The organism is Streptomyces sp. NPDC057137 (genome assembly GCF_042670825.1).
Taxonomy (GTDB): domain Bacteria; phylum Actinomycetota; class Actinomycetes; order Streptomycetales; family Streptomycetaceae; genus Streptomyces.
Genome location: NZ_JBHUUW010000062.1, coordinates 26,414 through 45,399, shown reverse-complemented (window position 1 = coordinate 45,399; position 18,986 = coordinate 26,414). Strand labels below are relative to the sequence as shown.

Genomic DNA, 18,986 nt, shown 5'->3' with positions numbered 1-18,986 from the left:
GGTGCAAAAATGGGCTTACACTAACCTGCTGGGGGGGCTTAACGGGGTGGCAAGGCCGGCGACAAATTCTAACACACCTGCCGGGACGCACGGGCGCACGGCGGGGGCCCCCGGACGGTGGAGTTTCTCGACCTGGTCACCGCCTGCCACTCGTTCATCGCCGCCGGCCGGGCGGTCCCGGACCCGGACCCGCGTGACCGCACGCTGGACGAGAACTGGCGCACAGCGATCAACAGGACCGATCCTGCGGCGAAGGGATCACTCGACAGTGTCCGGGGCAGGGCCGGGGCCTGAGGAGACGTCACGGTCGTATATTCCTTCGCTGATCGAGGTGGCCGCCGATAGGCTCGGCGGGTGATTCATCTGGCGGTGCGCGGTGACAGCGGAGGCATCGAGGCTCACGCTCAGGCCGGTGTGGAGTGGACCTCCGCCTTTGCGGACCTGGACCCGGCGGATTTCCCGATGCTCTTCGCCCTGACGCCTTACGGGGACGCGGTGTTCAACCAGCGGCAGATGCCGCTGCTGCTGGCGGAACTCGACCGGCTTCCGGCCGCGTGTGATGGCGAATGGGTCGCTCAGGCCCGCGAGTTGTGCCAGGTCGTCGAGCGCGGGCTGCACCTGTATCTGTGGTTCATCGGCGACTGACCCCGATCGACTGGCCTTGCCCAGGACAGTGGCCGGCTCGACCGCGCGGGCCGTCTTGGCGCGGATCCGGGTGGCGCCGGCGGGTCCGGCTTCCTTGAGCCGTCGCCCGGCCCCGGGCCCGATGCCCACGAACGCGATCTCCGCTTCCGAGCGGGCCGCAGTCTCGGCTGGTGGATGCCGCGGCCGTCGGGACGAGGTCAGCAAAGGGTCAGCAAGTGTTTGACCAGACCTGGTCACAGGTGCCAACACCTGCGACGGCCGCCCACTCCGAGAGAGCGCCCACCAGCAGGCACAGCCGCGCCGCCTCGCCGGTCCGGTGAGGCGGCGCAGCGAAGGCCACGCGGCGGGCCGTCGCAGGATCGATCAGGCCAGGTCAGCGCACCCGGCCTCGCGGCTTCAGGGCCACCGGTGGGAGTTCCGGAGCCGGCAGTCGCGTGCCGTCGTAACCCGTCACCTCGCCGAAGCGGGGACCCTCCATCCAGTCCTTGCGCGCCGCCTCGATTTCCTCGTGTGAACGCCCGATGAAGTTCCACCACATCACGATCTCCTCCTCGAACGGCTCGCCGCCCAACAGCATCAGGCTCGCCGCGGAGTCCGTGCGGATCGGGAGTTCCGTGCGGCCGCAGCCGAGGTAGAGCATCGAGCCCGCCGGGACCGGGACGCCGTCGACCCTCGCTTCGCCCGACATCGCCAGCACCGCGTACTCGAAGTCCGGGTCGAGGGGCAGTCGCGCGTCGGTGCCCGGGGTGAGGGTGAGGTCGGCGCCGACCAGAGGGGTGTACGTCGTGCCCGGCGAGGTGGTGCCGTCCAGGGTGCCCAGGATGACGGTGGCCGTCAGGCCCGGGGCCGTGACCACGGGGAGGTCCGCGTGGTGCTGGAAGTGCGGGTCCACGTCGCGGTGGGCGTTGGGGAGCGCCACCCACAGCTGGGCGCCGTGCAGCAGCCGGGCGTGTGGGCGGGGGCTCTCCTCGGAGTGGCTGATCGCGCGGCCCGAGGTCATCAGGCCCAGCTCTCGGGGACGTACGGTCTGGAGGCTGCCCAGGCTGTCGCGGTGCAGGACCTCGCCGTCGTGGAGCCAGCTGACCGTCTGCAGGCCCATGTGCGGATGGGGCGGCACCTGCATGCCGGGCTCGTCGGCGATGTCGTCGGGGCCGTAGTGATCCACGAAGGCCCACGCGCCGACCATGCGGCGCCCGAGGTTGGGCAGCAGCCGGCGTACTTCCGTGGATTCGCCGAGCTTGACGTGACGGGGGCTGAGGAGTTCACGCACCGGCTCGGCGACGACGAAGCCACGGCCGCCGCAGACGGAGAGCGTCGCCTGACGATCAAGATTGCTCATGGCGCCCAACCTAATCCCGTCCGGCGCCCGGAAGCAGCATCCACGCGATAACGGTCGGGGTGGTAGTGGAATGTTCAACAACCTCGGTGTGTTGTGGGGTGGTGCAAGCAATCACCGGACATCACCGGACATCTCCGGGGACCAAGGGAGGGGCAAGTGAACAGCACCTACTACGACTTCGGAACCGCCGCCGAGCGCTGGGCACGTGCTCAGCAGTTCTTCGACGCCCAGGAGTACATCACGGCCGCCGGCATCCTCGAAGGGCTCGTGGCCGAGGTCCCGGAGCAGGTCGGGCCGCGGCTGCTGCTCGCCCGTGCCTACTACCACTCCGCGCGGCTCCGGAAGGCCGAGACGGAACTGCTCGCCGTACTGGAGCGTGACCCCGTCGAGCAGTACGCGCGCCTCATGCTGGGCCGCACGCTGGAGCGGCAGGGACGGGACGCCGACGCCGGGCCGCATCTGCGGATGGCGGCCGCGCTGGCGGGCGAGTTCCCGGCGAACGCCTGAGGCAGGGCGTCCGAAGCTGGGCGTCCGAGGCGAGACGTGTGCAGTAGGGCGTCTAGAGCAGGGCGTCCAGGTGGCGCCGTGCCGGGGTGAGCGACCTGCCCCTGGTCGGAACATCGGACCAGGGGCGGGTGCGCGCCTGCTCCAGCACGTCCCCCACCGTCCAGCGCCGCGCCGTGACCGCCGGGTCCTTCACCTGGTCCCAGCTGACCGGCGTCGCGACCGGAGCACCTTCCCTCGGGCGTACGGAGAAGGGGGCGACGGCCGTCTGCGCGTACGCGTTGCGCTGGACGTCCAGATAGAGCCGGCCGCCACGGGCGTCCGTGCGCTGTTCCGTCGTCAGCCTGTCCGGGTCACGCGCCGCCAGTACGCGCGCCACATCCATGGCGAAGGCCCGTACCTCGTCGAATGCCGTACGTCTGTCCAGCCGGACGATCACGTGCAGCCCCTTGGAGCCGGTCGTCATCGGCACGGCGGGCAGGCTCAACTCGTCGAGCAGTTCGTGGAGCAGCAGCGCGGCAGCGCGTACGGGCTCGAAGTCGTCCTCCGTCGGGTCCAGGTCGAACACCAGCCGGTCCGGGAAGTCCGGGCGGTCCACCTGTGACAGCCAGCGGTGGAAGGTGATGCTCGCCTGGTCGGCGAGGTGGACGAGCGTCGCGGTGTCGTCGCACACGGGGTGCGTGACGGTCCCGCCCTTCTTCGCCATCTCGGCCCGCCGCGCCCAGTCGGGGTAGTTCCCCGGAATGTTCTTCTGCATGAAGCGCGGGCCGTCGAGACCGTCCGGGTGCCGCTCCAACATCAGTGGTCTGCCCTTGAGTTCGGGCAGCATGTAGCGGGCGACGGAGCGGTAGTGCTCGACGAGATCCGCCTTCGTCAGCTCCGGCCACCGGCCGGAGCCCGGGAAGAGGACCTTCCGCGGCCGATGGATCCGTACGGTCCGGCGACCCGCCCGTACGCTCCCCTCCTCCGCGGCACCTGAGTTTCCGCTCATCGCGCTCACGCCTCCTCGGGCCGCCAACTCGCCCTAGTGGGTACGGGGACGGCGCGTGCCGCCCGGCCCCGATGCCTGCCTGCCGCGCGGCGCGGGCACCCTGCGTCGGCCGTTGCGGCGGAGCTTGCGGCGCTCCTCCTCGTCGGTACCGCCCCAAACACCGGACGTACGGCCGGTGTTGAGCGCCCATTCGAGGCACTGGCTCTCCACCGGGCAGCTGTGGCACACCGCCTTGGCGCGCTCCACCTGCTCGGCGGCGGGATCGGAATCCCCCACCGGGAAGAAGAGCTCGGGATCGGCACCCACGCAGGCCGCGTGCCGCAGCCATTCCCACGCGTCCGCGCCGGAGCCCGTCCGGCTCTCGTCCGTCGTTCCTGGCCGGCCTGTCCCGCCTGTCCCGCCTGTCTGTCCTGTCTGGCCTGTCTCTTCGATGTGCAGCCGCGCAGTCATTCAGTCCTCTCCCCGCACCACATTCCAGTCCTGATCCACCGTCTCCTGGCGTTCCGCGCCGCCGTCTCTCGCCTCACGTTCGCGTTCGCGTGTCGTGACGCGCGCCGGCAGGCATGTACGCAACTGGCCGTCGCGTTCGGCCGATCGGCTGCGGGCGCCTGTCGGGCCCCGGTCGGATTCCATCTCTGACTCCTTGTCTCCGCGCCACAGGGGCGCGGGATCTCACCGGAGCGCGTACCCGTCGCTTCCGGGCCGAAAAGCGCGAGCCGGGGCGGGCTGGGACGGGCCGGTGATACGGCTCCGGGCGAACCGGCCCGCCACGAGTCACGCGTTACGACTTACGATCTACGGCTTACGCGCTGCGGCTTACGTCCTGAACGCCGTCAGGCCGATGCGAGCGACGGCACGAACGTCGGCACCAGGGTCAGGGCCGAAGCCGGCTCCTTCGCCGCGGCGTCGGTCCCGCCCACCGGGACAACGGGCAGACGCAGGACGTTCTGCGGCGCCTCGACGCTCCTGGTGAACCAGACGACTTTGCCCTCCTCCGTGCCACACGTGCCCCAGCTGTCGCTGAGTGAGGCGAGGCGGGCGAGGCCCCCGCCGCCGGCCGACGGCAGTCGGGGCAGCTCGGGACCGTTGTCCGAGACGGCGGCCGTGAGATACCGGCCGGTCCAGCGGAGTTCGACCATGCACTTGCTGTCCCCACCGACATGACGGTGGACGTTGGTCAGCAGTTCGTCGATGCCCGAGCAGACCGGGTCGACGTGCGGGTCGAGATTCCAGTGTCGAAGGTGTGCGGCGACAATGCGCCGTATCTGCGATACGCGCTCCGGAGAGGCGTTCAATTCCACCACGTAGTAACGGCCGAGTGGAATCGTCATGGTCGAGGCTCCTCACACACAGAGGCCCACGTGCTTCACCTCGTTGTTGCAACGACCCCCGAATACGAAGCGTGAGCATTTGCCACTTCTGGGTCACTGAAAAGACTGACCCGACGGAGCCGAATGCGCAACTTCTCGGCTTCCCACCCGTACTCACGGCTGTTCCCGGACACCTCGCGATACGGCGTTCCGGGAATGGACACGCAGGTCGGAGTGGGTCCGCGACGGATCGGCCGGTCCGGCGGAGGCAGCAAGGAAACCGGCCGGATCCCCGTACACCCGGAAGCCACGTTTACGGCGGTGGTGCCCGGGGTGCCGAGGGCGCCGGGGGCCTCAGGGACGACGCGTGTCCAGCCGCAGCTGGGCCTCCTGCTCCTGGTCACCCGCGGCCGTACCCAGCACCTCCACGGCGAATGCCCCGGTCAGCGCCTCCTGCAGCCTGGCGACCGCCCAGTAGCCGCCCTGGATGTCCGCCGTCACCGGCCTGGTCAGCCGGGTCGGGCCGGCCTGCTCCCGTACCTCCGACACGTCGAAGGTGGAGCTCCACACCGTCGGGCGGGCGCCCGCCACTTCCTGCGGTCTGTCGTCGGACGCGCGGTCGGAGGCGAAGGCGGTGCGCAGCGCGCCGAACACGGCGTGGGCGTCCTGGGCCTCACAGCCGCTGAGTTCCACCGTCACTTCCGTGTCGGCGCCGTGTGCCGCCGTGGGGTTCTGCGTGGGCTTCTGGGTGCTTTTCGCCATGAGGTCCTCCACTGGGGAAGTGGGCGCCGGGCCGGTCAGCCCGACGGTTCGTCGGGGACGGGCTGCTCGGGGTGCACCCCGCCCGTGTTGGGGTTGCCGCGCCTGCCGGCGCCGGCCTCGTCCGGGGAGTCGGGGAGGTCATCATCCGAGTCGCCGGACTCGTCGGCGTCGTCATCGGCGGACGAGTCCATTCCCTCGATGTCCACGTCCAGCGGATCGTCTCCGGGCCGGGCGTGCTGGTCGGGCAGATCCCTCGGGACGGCCGAGCCGTTGCCCTCGGAGCCGTCCGGATGTCGCTGGTTCACGTGATCGATTCCCTTCGTCGCCGAGTCCTCGCCGCATACCCGCTCGCGGCCCGGCTACCGGGCGGACCCGGCGCCCTGGTCCGCGACCGGTCTATCCGCGGCCCGCCCGTCAGCGGTCCGCCCGTCAGCGGTCCGTCAGAGTGAAAAGCCCGCCGTCGGGGTCCCGCAGCGTGACCTGTTCCCCGTCCTCGTACGCCGTCTCCTCCGCCGCGACCACGACGCCCCCCAGCTCCTCGGCGGTCTCGACGGCGGCTCTGACCGCCTTCACGCCGTCCACGGGGAACGACACGTGCCAGCGTGGGCGCAGATGCGGGTCCACCGCCGCCTCGATGCCGCCGCTGCTTATCCGCGCCACGACGTGCCCGGAACCGTGCCCCGTACGGAGCACGACGTGGTCCTCCTCGTAGCTGACGTCGATGCCGCCGGGGCCGTCGTCGGCCCAGTGCAGCACCTCGCCGTAGAAGATCGCCGCGGCGATGGCGTCGTAGGTGCGCAGTTCCAGCCGGAAGGGCGGTGAGCCGAGTTTGACGGTGGCGTCGGGCAGCGGCTCGCCCTCCCAGAACCCGAAGACGGCACCGTCCCGGTCGGCGGCGAGTGCCGCCCGCCCCATCTCGAAGGCGAGAGGGCCCACGGCGACCGTCGCACTGCGCTCCCTGATGCGGGAGGCTGTCGCGTCCACGTCGCCCACCACGAAGTACGGCGTCCAGGCCACGGCCACCTGGAGGGTGGGGGCCAGCGCGCCGATACTCGCGACCGGTACGCCGTCGGTCTCGGCCACGACGAACTGGTCGCCGAGCCTGGCCGGGCGGAAGGTCCAGCCGAGTACGGCGCCGTAGAAGTTCTGCGTGTCGGCGAGGTCGCGGGCCAGCAGGCTCGCCCAGCACGGGGCCCCGAACACAGGATGCCTCACCGCCATGGCCGCTCGCCTCACTCCGGTCGTGCCAGTGGATGCCCCCGCGCTCCCCTCCGCTCCCTGACGACTGTGCCAGCAGAGCACGCGGCCCGCATGTCGCCCGGCTGCGGAAGGGGCGTCCGGCCGCGGCACCGATTCGGCCGGGACGGGCGGGGTACACGCGGCGCAGCGGCCGGTACGCACCGTCCGGCTCGCCCGAACAGCACATTTCCGCATTCCACATACCGCAGCGCCGGCGGTCACCGTCTCCACAGGTGACCGCCGGTTCCGATTCACTCTCATCGACGGGGGCCGACTTGAACCAGCAGGACTCCGACGCAACCGACACGGCCGACGCCGCCGACGCCGCCGACGCCAAGACCCGGATCACCATCCTCGTGGCCCTCGCCGCGAACATCGTCATCGCCGTCGCGAAGGCCATCGGCGGTCTCCTCTCGGGATCACCCGCGCTCCTCTCGGAGGCGGCACACTCCGTGGCCGACAGCACCAACGAGGTCTTCCTGCTCACCGCGCTGCGCCGCAGCCGGCGCCCCGCCGACCGCCGTCATCCCTTCGGCTACGGCAAGGAGCGCTACTTCTGGTCCCTGCTCGCGGCGGTCGGGATCTTCGTCATGGGCGGCTGTTTCTCCTTCTACCAGGGCTATCACGCCCTGGTAGCGGACGACGGGGAGAAGCCGAGCGGCTACGCGGTCGGCCTGGCCGTCCTCGCTGTCGCACTGGTCGCCGAGGGCAGCTCCCTGCTCCGCGCCCTCCATCAGCTGCGCAAGCAGAAGGACAGCGCCAAGGACCCCGCCGTGCGGACCGTCGTCGCCGAGGACTCGACCGCCGTGCTCGGTGTGCTGCTCGCCATGACGGGCATGGTGCTGCATCTGATCACGGGCGAGGTGGCCTGGGAGGCGGGCGCGTCCTTCGGTATCGGTCTGCTGCTGGTGTACGTCGCGTACCGGCTCGGCGCCGAGGCGCGCGTCCAACTCGTCGGCGAGTCAGTCGATCCCGAGCTGCGTGGCAGGATCGCCTCGCTCCTGGACGCCCAGCCCGAGATCGACAACGTCGCCCAACTCCTGACGATGCGGCTCGGCATGGACTCGGCGCTCATCGCGGCCCGGATCGATCTGGTGCCGGGTCTCGACAGCGAGGACATCGAGCTGATCTGCGTACGCATCAAGCGCTCGGTGGTCGAGACATGGCCGGAGGCCGACCATGTCTTCCTCGACATCACGGAGGCCCCGCCGGAGGGCGGCACCTGAGCGGCAGCCGACGGGAACGCCGGCGTCGGCCGCGTTCCCGAGCGACCGGGGACCGGGGACGCCGCCCGGTCGGTGGTGGCAGACTGGCCGCCGATCCATCGAACGGAGCCCCTCGTGCCCATGATCCGTCGCCTCCGCCGGGCGGTGCGGCGCGTCTACCGCAGCACTGTCGACCTCAGCCACCCGGCCCGGTCGCCGCTCGGCAGCGCGGTGGTGAATTGCGTGGTCTACGAGGACGGCATACGTCAGCCGGGCGACTGGCCGGCCGACGAAGCCGTACGGCGGGTCCGGAAGTCCGGCAGGGGCTTCGTCTGGATCGGTCTGCACGAGCCGGACGAAGCCGAGTTCAAGGGGCTCGCCGAGTTGTTCGGGCTTCATCCGCTGGCCGTCGAGGACGCCGTCCACGCGCATCAGCGGCCGAAGGTCGAGAGTTACGACGGGGCGCTGTTCGCGGTCTTCAAGACCTGCCGCTACGTCGATCACGAGACGCTGACCGCCACCAGCGAAGTCGTGGACACGGGCGAGTTGATGGTCTTCACGGGCGCGGACTTCGTGATCACGATCAGGCACGGCAGGCATGGTTCGCTCGGCCCCCTCAGGGAGCGGCTGGAGGCCGCGCCCGAGCGGCTGGCGATGGGGACGTCGTCCGTGCTGCACGCGATCGCGGACCAGGTGGTCGACGACTGCCTCGCCGTCGCCGACGCCGTCCAGGACGACATCGACCATGTCGAGACCGAAGTCTTCAACGAATCGGCGGGCCGCGCGGGCAGGGGTGACGCCGGGCGCATCTACCAGCTCAAGCGGGAACTGCTGGAGCTGAAGCGGGCCGTGGCGCCGCTGGACCGGCCGCTCGACATGCTGGCCAACCGGACGTTGCCGGGTGTCACCGCCGACGTACGGCCGTACTTCCGCGACGTCGCCGATCATCTGGCCCGGCTCACCGAGCAGATAGCCGCCTTCGACAACCTGCTGGACTCGATCCTCCAAGCCCATCTCGCGCAGGTGACCGTCGCGCAGAACGAGGACATGCGCAAGATCACCGCGTGGGCCGCGATCGTCGCCGTGCCGACCATGGTCTGCGGCATCTACGGGATGAACTTCGAGCACATGCCCGGCCTGGGGTGGACGTACGGCTATCCGACCGTCGTCGCTCTCATGGCCACGGCGTGCTACGTCCTCCACCGGAGCTTCCGCCGCAACGGCTGGCTGTAAGGCTGCAACGGCCGCCCACCGCGCAGGACATCCCCGCACTCGACACTTGACACGCGACGAGGACGAGCAGCGGTATCATTTCGAATGTATGTGCGACTACCTCTGAGTACGGTGTACGCTAGCTCCTCGCCGAGAATCACGAGGAGCAGTCCGTGAACATCCCAGCCGCCGACAGCCACAATGTGATCCAGGTCCGCGGGGCCCGCGAGAACAACCTGAGGGAGGTCTCGCTGGACATCCCCAAGCGCCGGCTCACGGTCTTCACCGGCGTCTCGGGATCCGGCAAGTCCTCGCTCGTCTTCGGCACCATCGCCGCCGAGTCGCAGCGCCTGATCAACGAGACGTACAGCGCCTTCGTCCAGGGCTTCATGCCGAGCATGGGCCGGCCGGACGTCGACTCGCTGCACAATCTGAGCGCCGCGATCGTCGTCGACCAGGAGCGGATGGGCGCCAACTCCCGTTCCACGGTGGGCACGGCGACCGACGCGTACACCATGCTGCGGATCATCTTCAGCCGGCTCGGCACCCCGCACATCGGGACCTCGACCGCCTTCAGCTTCAACGCCGCCGAGGGCATGTGCGCCGAGTGCGAGGGGATCGGTCAGGTGTCCAAGATAGACATCGACCAGCTCGTGAACCGCGAACTCTCCCTGAACGAGGGCGCGATCACCGTGCCCGGTTTCCAGGTGGACGCCTGGTACTGGCAGATCATGGTCGCTTCGGGCTTCTACGACCCGGACAAGAAGCTCAAGGACTTCACGCCAGAGGAGTGGGAGGTCTTCCTCCACAAGACCGCGACCAAGGTCAAGGTCGGCTCCAACAACATGACGTACGAAGGCCTCATCACCAAGGTCAACCGCACGGTCCTGGTCAAGGACCGCGACTCGATGCAGGCCCCCGTCAAGGCGTTCGTGGACCGGGCCGTGGTCTTCGCCGAGTGTCCGTCCTGCGGCGGCAGCCGGCTGAGCGCCGCCGCGCTGTCCTCGAAGGTCAACGGTGTGAACATCGCCGAGTGTTCGGCGATGCAGATCAGCGATCTGGCCGAGTACGTGCGGAAGATCGACGACCCGGCCGTGGCGCCGCTGCTCGGCAATCTGCGGGACCTGCTGGAGTCGCTGGTCGAGATCGGACTCGGCTATCTGAGCCTGGACCGCGTCTCGTCCTCCCTCTCCGGCGGTGAGGCGCAGCGCGTGAAGATGGTGCGGCATCTCGGCTCCAGCCTCACCGACGCCACGTACATCTTCGACGAACCCACCATCGGGCTGCACCCGCACGACATCCGGCGGATGAACGATCTGCTGCTACGGCTGCGGGACAAGGGCAACACGGTGCTGGTCGTCGAGCACAAGCCCGAGGTCATCGCGATCGCCGACCATGTGGTGGATCTGGGTCCCGGCGCCGGTACGGCGGGCGGGCAGATCTGCTACACCGGCGACGTGGCGGGGCTGCGCGCGTCGGGCACGCTGACCGGGCGGCATCTCGAACACCGGGCGCGGCTGCGGGAGTCGGTGCGCGAGCCGAACGGGCAGCTGTCCATCGAGGGCGCCGATCTGCACAACCTGAAGAACGTGGCCGTCGACATCCCGACCGGTGTGCTGAGCGTGATCACCGGGGTGGCGGGGTCGGGCAAGTCCTCGCTGATCCACGGCTATCTCTCCAACAGGGACGGCGTGGTGGTGGCCGACCAGTCACCGATCCGGGGTTCGCGGCGGAGCAACCCGGCGACGTACACAGGGCTGTTGAGCCCCATCCGGACGGCCTTCGCCAAGGCCAACGGTGTCAAGGCGGCGTTGTTCAGCGCGAATTCGGAGGGCGCCTGCCCCAACTGCAACGGTCTCGGGCTCGTTTACACCGACCTCGCGATGATGGCGGGCGTCGCCTCCGTCTGTGAGGAGTGCGAGGGCAAGCGGTTCACTCCCGAGGTGCTCACCTACCGGCTGAACGGCAAGAACATCAGCGAGGTGCTCTCGATGTCGGTCGCTGAGGCGTACGACGCCTTCACCTCGGGGCAGGCGCGCGCGATCCTCGGCCGGCTCAACGACGTCGGGCTGAGCTATCTGCGGCTCGGCCAGCCGCTCAACACCCTGTCGGGCGGCGAGCGGCAGCGGCTGAAGCTGGCGATCCAGATGGCCGAGAAGTCCTCCGTCTACATCCTCGACGAGCCGACGACCGGGCTGCACATGGCGGACGTGGACAAGTTGCTGGCGCTGCTCGACCGGCTGGTGGACGCGGGCAACACGGTGATCGTGATCGAGCACCACCAGGCGGTGATGGCCCACGCGGACTGGCTGGTCGACCTGGGTCCGGGCGGCGGGCACGACGGCGGGCAGATCGTCTTCACGGGTACGCCGGCCGATCTGGTGGCGCACTCGGACACGGTCACGGCGCGGCATCTGCGGGAGTACGTCGGTACAGGCGCGTAGCACGCGAGGGGGGCGTGCTCGGGGAGCCCGGCGGAACGGTACGTGGGAGCGGCACCGCCCGCGTATATCCGCTGGGCTCCCCGCACTCCTCCCGGCACAATCACGGTCATGTCACTCACCGTCGACCGTCTGCTGGCCGCACTGGAACCGCTGTCGTACCCGGACCGCCTCAAGCATCTTGCCCGCAGCGTCCGTTCACTGCCAGTGGGTGACGAACTACCCTCCCTGGTCGCCGAGTTGGCGGTCCGCGGCACGTACGAGCGACGGCTCGCGGCGTTCGCCGCGCTGGTCGGCCGGCACACGGACTTCCTGGCCGAGTGGCTGACCGACCGGGACCCGGTGGTACGGGCCTACGCGCTGCGGGCCGCCCGCACGCTTCCGCTGCCGGACGACGCGATCGAGGCGGCGTACGAGGACGCTTCGGCGGACACCCGGCAGCGGCTGGGCGAGGTGGTGCTCGCGAGCGGGCGTACGGCACTGGCGGAGCGCCTGGTGCCGAGGCTGCGCGCGCGGTGGGGTGACTACACGGCGGCCAAGTTGCTGCCGGTCTGTTCGGCGGAGTTCGTGGCGGCGGCGCTGCCCGAACTCTCGTACGCCGTCGAGTCCTGGACCAAGCTCGGCCTCAACTTCCCCGATCAGGTCCTCGACCACGCGGAGCGGGATCTCGCGGACCGCCCGCGCTCCGAGCGCGACGCCGCCTGGCGCCGCTGGGCGGAGGGGATGGCCGCGGCCGCCTCTGCCCGCGCCGAGCGGGTGCTGTCGATGCTGGAGCGGAACGGTCCCGACCCGCTTCCGGCAGCGCTGGTCCAGCGGCTGAACGAGCTGGTGGCCGTCGACGCGGAGCGCACCGTACGGCTGCTGCTGCCGCGGGACCGGAGCGGGCCGCCGAATCCGCCGCAGCCGTCGGCGTCCGTCCTGCGGCGGATCGTCCACGCCGACCCTCCCTCGCTGCCCGCGCTCGGACGCTACTGGGCGGACTACCGCCCCTACCTTGTTTTCGATCTGCTCAAGGCGCTGCCGCCGCACCGCCGGAGCGACTTCTTCGACCTGGTGACGGAGGGCGTCGAGGTGGACGCCCGCGACGTGCTGCCGGTGCTCGCCCTGCTGCCGCGCGAACAGCGCTGGGCGGAGGCCCGCCGGTGGGCGGCCCGGCGCCGTGAGACGGGCGGATCCTGGTACGAGGTCCTGGAGCTGGTCGCGTACGGCCCGGTCGCCGAGGCACGGACCGAGCTGCTCGCGGGGACCCGGCGACCGGACGCGGCCGACCGCATACTCGCCTGGCCGCTGCTGGTCGCCAACGCCGCGCGCTCCCGGGACCGGGCGGCCGTGCACGAGACGCTGACCGAGCTGCTCCGGCTGCGCAACGAGCAGGATCCGGTACGCGGCGCCGCGCTCCGCGCGCTCGCCGATGTGCGCCCCGACCTGTTCACGGCCGAGGGCGCGCGGACGCTGGACCAAGTCCTGCGGGACGCCTTGGAGTCGCGGGACATCTCCGACGCCACCACGGAGGCCGTCCGGAAGCTGGCGACAGCCCTGCTCCGCGAGAACGCGGTGGACGGCGAACAGGCCCTGGTGGTCTGGGCGTTGAGCGCCCTGGAACGGATCGCCGCCCATGTCGGGGTGGGCAGGCTCGGCGCGCTCGACCGGACGCTGCGGCGCGGCCAGGAGCACCAAGTGCTCGACGCGCTGCGCCCGTGGCTGGACGCGGCGGCGGACAAGGGCGACCATCTGCCGCTGTTCACGCTCACGGCCTCGCTCGGCAGGCGGGCCCACCGGATGCCCGTTCTCCAGGGGCTGCTCGAAGACGCCCTGAAGCACGGCGACGACACCGCGTTCACCACAGCGGCGGCCCATTGGCTCAAGCCGCCGTCGACCCGGGGCGAGCGGGTGGCCAGGATTCTGGAGCTCGAACCGTCCGCGGCCGTACTCGCCCCGGTGGAAAGGGTTCTGACGGCCCGTCGGACCGATCTGCTGGATGTGCTGCTCGGCGGGCCGCCGCCGTACGGCCGCTTCCTCAGAAGTGGTACGCGTCAGCCGCTGCCCGATCTCCGTTGTGCCGACCGCTGGTTGCCGCGCCAGCAGGCTGCGGCGGGCGCCATGGCCGCGGCGGCGGCCGGCGACGAGTCGCAGCCGCTCCACCGGCGCGCCGCCGCGATCCGGGCGGCCGCGACGGTCCCGGAGCACGGGCGCGCGCTGGCGCTGCGGTACGCCGAATCCCAGGAGGTGGTGCTGGCCGAGGCGGCGCTGGCCGCGCTGGTGTGGGCGGCGGAGCCGCAGGAGGCGCTTCCCGTGCTGCTGGCCCACGTCGGGGACGACCGCGCCCGGGTCGCCGTGCACGCCGCGTCCCGCGCCGCGCGTTTCGTCGCGCCGTCCCAACTCGCCGAGCGGCTGGGCGCGGTGCTCACCGCCGACGAGGGCGTGAAGGTGACGAGCCGGAAGGAGGCGGTACGGCTGGCGGCCACCCACCTGCCGCTCCCCCGGGCCGCGGCGCTGCTCTCGGCGGCCTTCCACGCGCCGGCCCAGCACCCCGACGTACGGGCGACCGTCGTGGCCTTCTCGACCGAACTGCTCTCCGAGGAGCAGACCTGGTCCGTCCTCACGTCGGCCACGGAAGGCGCGCCGCAGGTACTTCAGGCTGTCGTACGGACCGCGGCCCCGTCCTTGCCGGAGGTCCACCGGCCCCGCTATGCCCGCCTGGTGGGCGACGTGAGCCGGTCGGCGGACCCGAAGGCGGCGGCGGCCGGGGTGTGGGCGCTCCTCCAGTGGGCGCGGTACGCGCCGGAGGCCGTGGAGGGGCTGTCCGAGCGGGTCACCGACCTCGGCGAGGGGGACGGGTCACGCGCGGTCTGGCGGCACGCCACCACGACGATCGTCAACCTGGCCGTCTCCGGGCTGCCGCACCCTGTCGGCGGGGCCGCGCCGGGGAGCCTGCTGCACGGCACACTGGCGACGCTGCTCCCGGCGATCGCCGCCGGTGACCCCGACGCCGCACCGGACAGGGACCTGCCGTCCCGGCAGCGGGCACTCGCGCTTCTGGGCCCCCTGGCCAACCGGCCGACGCCCGAGGCCCGTCCGGTGCTGGCGGCCGTGGCCACCCAGCTGGCCGACGAGCCGTCACTCGCCTGGGCACGCGCGGACGTGCTCCGCGCACTCCTCGACATGGACGCCGATCTCCCCGAACTCACGGCGCGACTGAGGGACTTGGCGGCCAACGCGGACGGCCGCCCGGCCCTGGCGGCGGCAACGGCGGACCGCCTGCGCAGCCGGCTCGGCTCCGGCCACCTGCCGTCCGACCCGGCCACGGTCCTGGCCGTCGCCGACCGGTTGGCCACGACCGGCAACCCGGCCACCGGCCTCCTGGCCGTCGCCCTGGTGTCCGGCATCGGCAAGCGCCTCGGCTGGCCGGACGACTGGCGCACGGCTCTGCGCGCCCTGCGCCGTCACCCGTCGGGGGACGTACGGGACGCCGCGCTGGCGGCGGTCATCCGTACGGAGTGAGCCCGGGGCCGCGCCGCGGGTGCCCGTGCCGTCACTCGCCCATGTCCAGCACGACACGGAAGCGCGCCTGGCCGGACAGCATCCGCTCGTAGGCCTTCGGCGCGTCGGCGAAGGGAAGGGTCTCGACCATCGGCCGGATGTCACGGTGCGCCGTGAAGGCGAGGTTGTCCTCGTTCTCGACGGCGGAGCCGGTGAGACTGCCGGTGATCGAGCGGGTGCCGAAGATGAGGTCCGAGGTGGAGACCGTGAGGGGATCGGGCGCGGCGCCGAGCACCAGCAGCTGTCCTCGCGGTGCGAGACCGGGGACCAGCGGCGACATCGCGGCCCCGCTGGCGGCGGTCGCGATGATCGCGCTCGCCCCGCCGAGCTTGAGCAGCGCCTCGCCGGGATCCTCGCTCGCGCTGTCGATGTAGTGGTCCGCGCCGAGCCGCTCGGCCAGCGGCCCCTTCTCGGCGCCACGGGCGATCGCTGCGACGCGGTAGCCGAGCTTGGCGGCGTACTGCACGCCGAGATGCCCGAGGCCGCCGATCCCCTGCACGGCGACGAGGGCCCCGGGCCGGGCGTCGATCTGCGCGAGCGCGCTGTACGTGGTGAGGCCCGCGCACAGCAGCGGTGCGCCGTCGAGTGAGTTCAGGTCGGGCGGCATCCGTACGAGCCCCGTACCCCGCGCGTACACGATCTCCGCGTATCCGCCGTCCACGGTGGTTCCGGTCCGGGGCTGGTCCTCGCAGTTGACGAAGTCGCCGCGGCGGCAGTGCTCGCACTCACCGCACTGTCCGCCGAGGAAGCCGACGCCGACGCGGTCGCCCACGTGCCAGGTGCGTACGCCGTCTCCGACGGCCTCGATGGTGCCGACGATCTCGTGGCCGGGGACGAGGGGCTGGTCGGCGTCGCCGCGCATTCCCTCCACGGCCACGACGTCGGTGTGGCAGATGCCGCACGTCTCGACCCGGATCCGCACCTGGCCGGAGAGCGGAGCGACGGTCTCGCGCTCGACGAGGCGGAAGTTCCGGTTGCCTGTCACTTCGAATGCTCGATAAGTCGACATGATGATGCCTCTCCTCAGGAATCCGGCTGCGTTCCCTCTCGCTGTACCATTTCCAATATGACCGGTCGTCTTGAAGCTGTCAAACAGTGCGCCGCCCCGCCGGAGCGGCCGGTTGACAACCGCAAGACGACCGACCATATTTCACGTGGAGGGAGCAGTGGAGGGAGCATCTGATGGCTAGGCAGAGCATGCGCGAGGAACTGGTCGAGGCCGCGCTGGCGCAGTTCCACGCCCGCGGGTACAACGCGGCGGGCGTCAAGGACATCACCGACGCCGCCGGCACACCGAAGGGGTCCTTCTACAACCACTTCGCCAGCAAGGAGGCGCTCGGCGTGGTGGCCCTGGAGCGCTACGGCGCGGGGCGCCGGCTCCAGGACCTGACGGACGAATCCGTGGCGCCGCTACCGCGCCTGCGTGCCCACTTCGAATTCCTCCGCGACGAGATCGCCGCCTACGGGTACACCCATGGCTGCCTGCTCGGAAACTTCGGCCTGGAGATCGCCGACCACAGCGAGACCATCCGCGCGGCCGTACGCGAGGGCCTGGACCAGTGGCACGCGAAGATCACGGACGTGCTGGCCGAAGCGGCGCGCGACGGCGCGGTGGCGGCGGACCTGGACACGGCGAAGACCGCCCGGTTCGTCCTCAACGCGTGGGAGGGCGCCATCGTCGGGGCACGGTCCGACCGCACCTCGGAGTCCTTCGACGCCTTCTTCGACATCGTCTTCGGCACCCTGCTGGCACGGCCGCGACCGTAGTCCTCGCGCGGACCGTAAGCGCGACCGTCGCCTCAGCCGCGGTACGTCTCCAGCAGCCGCAGCCACACCTCGCTGATCGTCGGATAGGACGGCACCGCGTGCCACAGGCGATCGATCGGGACCTCGCCCGCGACGGCCACCGTGGCGGAGTGGAGCAGTTCGCCGACCCCCGGGCCCACGAACGTCACGCCGCGCAGGGTCTCGCTGTCGAGGTCCACGATCATCCGTGCGCGGCCCCGGTAGCCGTCGGCGTACAGACCGGCGCCCGCGACGTTCGCGATGTCGTAGTCGACCGCGCGGACCCGGTGGCCCGCGTCCTCGGCCTCCTTGAGGGTGAGACCGACCGAGGCGACCTCCGGGTCGGTGAAGACGACCTGCGGGACGGCGGCGTGGTCGGCGGTCGCCGTGTGGGCGCCCCAGCGGTCGGTCTCCAGCAGGGGTACGTGCTGCGCCCTGGCGCCGATCGCCGCGCCGGCGATACGGGCCTGGTACTTGCCCTGGTGGGTCAGCAGCGCGCGGTGGTTGACGTCGCCGACCGCGTAGAGCCAGTTACTGCCTTCCACCCGGCAGCTGTCGTCGACCGTCAGCCAGGAGCCCGCCTTCAGTCCGACGGTGTCCAGACCGATGTCCTCGGTGCGCGGCGCCCGGCCGGTCGCGAAGAGGATCTCGTCCGCCTCGATCCGCTCGCCGTTGTCGAGGACCACCGTGACCGGTCCGGTGCCTCCGTCGCGCTCGACCGAGGCGACGGAGACGCCCATCCGTACGGAGGCGCCCGCTTCCGTCAACGACTCGGTGACCAGTTCCCCCACGAAGGGCTCCATACGGGGCAGCAGACCGTCGCCCCGTACAAGAAGCGTGACGTCCGAGCCGAACCCCCGGTAGGCCGTGGCCATCTCGACGCCGACCACTCCCCCGCCCACGACCACGAGCCGGTCCGGCACGCTCGGGGAGCTGGTCGCCTCGCGGCTCGTCCAGGGCTTGGCTCCCGCCAGGCCCGGCAGATCGGGCACGACGGCGCTGGTGCCGGTGCAGACGGCGACCGCGTGGCGGGCGGTGAGGACCTGTACGCCGCCCTCGGCGTCGGTGACGGTCACCTTCTTCTTGCCGTCGAGCCGGCCCTGGCCTCGGTGGAGGATGACGCCGATCGAGTCGAGCCAGCCGACCTGGCCGTCGTCCTTCCAGTGCGAGGTGTAGTCGTCGCGGTGCGCGAGGACGGCCGGCATGTCGAGCGGGCCCTGTGCGGCCGGGCTCAGCCCCGGGACGCGGCGTGCCTCCGCACGGGCGATCACCGGGCGCAGCAGGGCCTTGCTGGGCATGCACGCCCAGTAGGAGCACTCGCCGCCGACCAGTTCGCTCTCGACGATCGCCGCGCTCAGCCCGGCGGCCCTGACACGGTCGGCGACGTTCTCCCCGACCGGTCCCGCGCCCAGCACCACAACGTCGTACTCAATGGCTTCCGTCATGGGCCCAGTCTGGTGCGGTGCCCGCCGCATGGCCACACGATCTTCGGGAATGGGCGAGGAATACGGCGGTGGCACCCACCGTTGTGCGAGGCGGCTTCATCCGGAGAGAACAGGAAGAGGTATCAGGTCATGGCCACTGTGGAACTCACCAAGGAGAACTTCGACCGGACGGTGTCGGAGAACGACTTCATCCTGATCGACTTCTGGGCTTCCTGGTGCGGTCCGTGCCGTCAGTTCGCCCCGGTGTACGAGCAGGCGTCCGAGCGCCACGACGACCTTGTCTTCGCCAAGGTCGACACGGAGGCGCAGCAGGAGCTGGCGGCGGCGTTCGAGATCCGCTCCATCCCGACGCTGATGATCGTCAGGGACAACGTCGCGGTCTTCGCCCAGCCAGGTGCGCTGCCCGAGACGGCCCTGGAGGACGTGATCGGGCAGGCGCGCGCGCTCGACATGGAAGAGGTCCGCAAGTCGGTCGCCGAGGCGGAGGCCGCCGCGAAGGCGGAGTCGCCGGGTGCCGGTACCGCCGGTGCCGCCGGCACCGGCGAAGGCGCGTAAAGCCCCTGAGGCG

At 71.0% G+C, this 18,986-nt stretch carries 19 protein-coding genes; 9 read left to right on the top strand and 10 right to left on the bottom strand.

Annotation, left to right across the window (positions count from 1 at the left end; genetic code table 11):
- The first annotated feature begins 117 nt into the window (after window positions 1-117).
- Entirely contained in the window at window positions 118-294 is a 177-nt protein-coding gene (locus ACFT9I_RS32855) for a DUF6192 family protein (RefSeq protein ID WP_382570376.1), read from the top strand.
- A 60-nt stretch (window positions 295-354) separates the two neighbouring features.
- A complete protein-coding gene (locus ACFT9I_RS32850) occupies window positions 355-645 on the top strand; it encodes a hypothetical protein (RefSeq protein WP_382570373.1) in 291 nt (96 codons plus the stop codon).
- 373 nt (window positions 646-1,018) lie between these two features.
- On the opposite strand, the gene ACFT9I_RS32845 is transcribed toward ACFT9I_RS32850, so the two are convergent.
- Window positions 1,019-1,984, bottom strand: coding sequence for a pirin family protein (locus ACFT9I_RS32845; RefSeq protein WP_382570370.1), 966 nt, complete (start codon window positions 1,982-1,984; stop codon window positions 1,019-1,021).
- A gap of 156 nt (window positions 1,985-2,140) precedes the next feature.
- On the opposite strand from ACFT9I_RS32845, the gene ACFT9I_RS32840 reads away from it, so the two are divergent.
- Window positions 2,141-2,491, top strand: a complete 351-nt coding sequence (locus ACFT9I_RS32840) for a tetratricopeptide repeat protein (protein WP_382570367.1) — start codon at window positions 2,141-2,143, stop codon at window positions 2,489-2,491.
- A gap of 52 nt (window positions 2,492-2,543) precedes the next feature.
- On the opposite strand, the gene ligD is transcribed toward ACFT9I_RS32840, so the two are convergent.
- The 7 genes from ligD to ACFT9I_RS32805 form a co-directional block, all read right to left on the bottom strand.
- Entirely contained in the window at window positions 2,544-3,479 is a 936-nt protein-coding gene (gene ligD / locus ACFT9I_RS32835; RefSeq protein ID WP_382570365.1) for a non-homologous end-joining DNA ligase, read from the bottom strand.
- Window positions 3,480-3,512: 33 nt separating this feature from the next.
- Window positions 3,513-3,803 (bottom strand): WhiB family transcriptional regulator, encoded by a 291-nt coding sequence (locus ACFT9I_RS32830; protein ID WP_382570383.1) that lies wholly within the window; start codon window positions 3,801-3,803, stop codon window positions 3,513-3,515.
- A gap of 126 nt (window positions 3,804-3,929) precedes the next feature.
- On the bottom strand, window positions 3,930-4,112 hold the full coding sequence (locus tag ACFT9I_RS32825; protein WP_382570363.1) for a hypothetical protein: 183 nt from the start codon (window positions 4,110-4,112) through the stop codon (window positions 3,930-3,932).
- 200 nt (window positions 4,113-4,312) lie between these two features.
- Window positions 4,313-4,810, bottom strand: coding sequence for an ATP-binding protein (locus ACFT9I_RS32820; protein ID WP_382570361.1), 498 nt, complete (start codon window positions 4,808-4,810; stop codon window positions 4,313-4,315).
- Between the two features lie 333 nt (window positions 4,811-5,143).
- Window positions 5,144-5,551: a hypothetical protein gene (locus tag ACFT9I_RS32815; protein WP_382570359.1), complete on the bottom strand. Its 408-nt coding sequence runs from the start codon at window positions 5,549-5,551 to the stop codon at window positions 5,144-5,146.
- A gap of 35 nt (window positions 5,552-5,586) precedes the next feature.
- On the bottom strand, window positions 5,587-5,856 hold the full coding sequence (locus tag ACFT9I_RS32810; RefSeq protein ID WP_382570356.1) for a hypothetical protein: 270 nt from the start codon (window positions 5,854-5,856) through the stop codon (window positions 5,587-5,589).
- A gap of 124 nt (window positions 5,857-5,980) precedes the next feature.
- Window positions 5,981-6,772 (bottom strand): VOC family protein, encoded by a 792-nt coding sequence (locus tag ACFT9I_RS32805; RefSeq protein ID WP_382570354.1) that lies wholly within the window; start codon window positions 6,770-6,772, stop codon window positions 5,981-5,983.
- 293 nt (window positions 6,773-7,065) lie between these two features.
- Here ACFT9I_RS32805 and ACFT9I_RS32800 point away from each other — a divergent pair, with 293 nt between their 5' ends.
- From ACFT9I_RS32800 to ACFT9I_RS32785, 4 genes are all read left to right on the top strand, one after another.
- Complete coding sequence (locus ACFT9I_RS32800; RefSeq protein ID WP_382570352.1) at window positions 7,066-8,016, top strand: cation diffusion facilitator family transporter; 951 nt, start codon at window positions 7,066-7,068, stop codon at window positions 8,014-8,016.
- Window positions 8,017-8,136: 120 nt separating this feature from the next.
- Window positions 8,137-9,228, top strand: coding sequence for a magnesium and cobalt transport protein CorA (locus ACFT9I_RS32795; RefSeq protein WP_382570349.1), 1,092 nt, complete (start codon window positions 8,137-8,139; stop codon window positions 9,226-9,228).
- Between the two features lie 152 nt (window positions 9,229-9,380).
- A complete protein-coding gene (locus tag ACFT9I_RS32790) occupies window positions 9,381-11,651 on the top strand; it encodes an ATP-binding cassette domain-containing protein (RefSeq protein WP_382570347.1) in 2,271 nt (756 codons plus the stop codon).
- A gap of 108 nt (window positions 11,652-11,759) precedes the next feature.
- Entirely contained in the window at window positions 11,760-15,149 is a 3,390-nt protein-coding gene (locus ACFT9I_RS32785) for a hypothetical protein (protein ID WP_382570344.1), read from the top strand.
- A 31-nt stretch (window positions 15,150-15,180) separates the two neighbouring features.
- On the opposite strand, the gene ACFT9I_RS32780 is transcribed toward ACFT9I_RS32785, so the two are convergent.
- On the bottom strand, window positions 15,181-16,197 hold the full coding sequence (locus ACFT9I_RS32780) for an alcohol dehydrogenase catalytic domain-containing protein (protein ID WP_382570341.1): 1,017 nt from the start codon (window positions 16,195-16,197) through the stop codon (window positions 15,181-15,183).
- A 173-nt stretch (window positions 16,198-16,370) separates the two neighbouring features.
- Between ACFT9I_RS32780 and ACFT9I_RS32775 the strand changes: the two genes are divergently transcribed.
- Window positions 16,371-16,955 carry a TetR family transcriptional regulator C-terminal domain-containing protein gene (locus tag ACFT9I_RS32775; protein WP_382570338.1) on the top strand — a complete coding sequence of 195 codons (585 nt, stop codon included), beginning with the start codon at window positions 16,371-16,373 and terminating at the stop codon, window positions 16,953-16,955.
- Between the two features lie 32 nt (window positions 16,956-16,987).
- On the opposite strand, the gene ACFT9I_RS32770 is transcribed toward ACFT9I_RS32775, so the two are convergent.
- Window positions 16,988-18,418, bottom strand: coding sequence for a dihydrolipoyl dehydrogenase family protein (locus ACFT9I_RS32770; protein ID WP_382570336.1), 1,431 nt, complete (start codon window positions 18,416-18,418; stop codon window positions 16,988-16,990).
- Window positions 18,419-18,547: 129 nt separating this feature from the next.
- Between ACFT9I_RS32770 and trxA the strand changes: the two genes are divergently transcribed.
- A complete protein-coding gene (gene trxA / locus ACFT9I_RS32765; protein ID WP_382570333.1) occupies window positions 18,548-18,973 on the top strand; it encodes a thioredoxin in 426 nt (141 codons plus the stop codon).
- Window positions 18,974-18,986 lie beyond the last annotated feature (13 nt).

Coding starts and splice junctions, on each gene's coding strand:
- ACFT9I_RS32845 (WP_382570370.1), bottom strand. CDS start 1,984: ATGAGCAATCTTGATCGTCAGGCGACGCTCTCCGTCTGCGGCGGCCGT.
- ligD (WP_382570365.1), bottom strand. CDS start 3,479: ATGAGCGGAAACTCAGGTGCCGCGGAGGAGGGGAGCGTACGGGCGGGT.
- ACFT9I_RS32825 (WP_382570363.1), bottom strand. CDS start 4,112: ATGGAATCCGACCGGGGCCCGACAGGCGCCCGCAGCCGATCGGCCGAA.
- ACFT9I_RS32820 (WP_382570361.1), bottom strand. CDS start 4,810: ATGACGATTCCACTCGGCCGTTACTACGTGGTGGAATTGAACGCCTCT.
- ACFT9I_RS32815 (WP_382570359.1), bottom strand. CDS start 5,551: ATGGCGAAAAGCACCCAGAAGCCCACGCAGAACCCCACGGCGGCACAC.
- ACFT9I_RS32805 (WP_382570354.1), bottom strand. CDS start 6,772: ATGGCGGTGAGGCATCCTGTGTTCGGGGCCCCGTGCTGGGCGAGCCTG.
- ACFT9I_RS32795 (WP_382570349.1), top strand. CDS start 8,137: ATGATCCGTCGCCTCCGCCGGGCGGTGCGGCGCGTCTACCGCAGCACT.
- ACFT9I_RS32785 (WP_382570344.1), top strand. CDS start 11,760: ATGTCACTCACCGTCGACCGTCTGCTGGCCGCACTGGAACCGCTGTCG.
- ACFT9I_RS32780 (WP_382570341.1), bottom strand. CDS start 16,197: ATGTCGACTTATCGAGCATTCGAAGTGACAGGCAACCGGAACTTCCGC.
- ACFT9I_RS32775 (WP_382570338.1), top strand. CDS start 16,371: ATGGCTAGGCAGAGCATGCGCGAGGAACTGGTCGAGGCCGCGCTGGCG.
- ACFT9I_RS32770 (WP_382570336.1), bottom strand. CDS start 18,418: ATGACGGAAGCCATTGAGTACGACGTTGTGGTGCTGGGCGCGGGACCG.
- trxA (WP_382570333.1), top strand. CDS start 18,548: ATGGCCACTGTGGAACTCACCAAGGAGAACTTCGACCGGACGGTGTCG.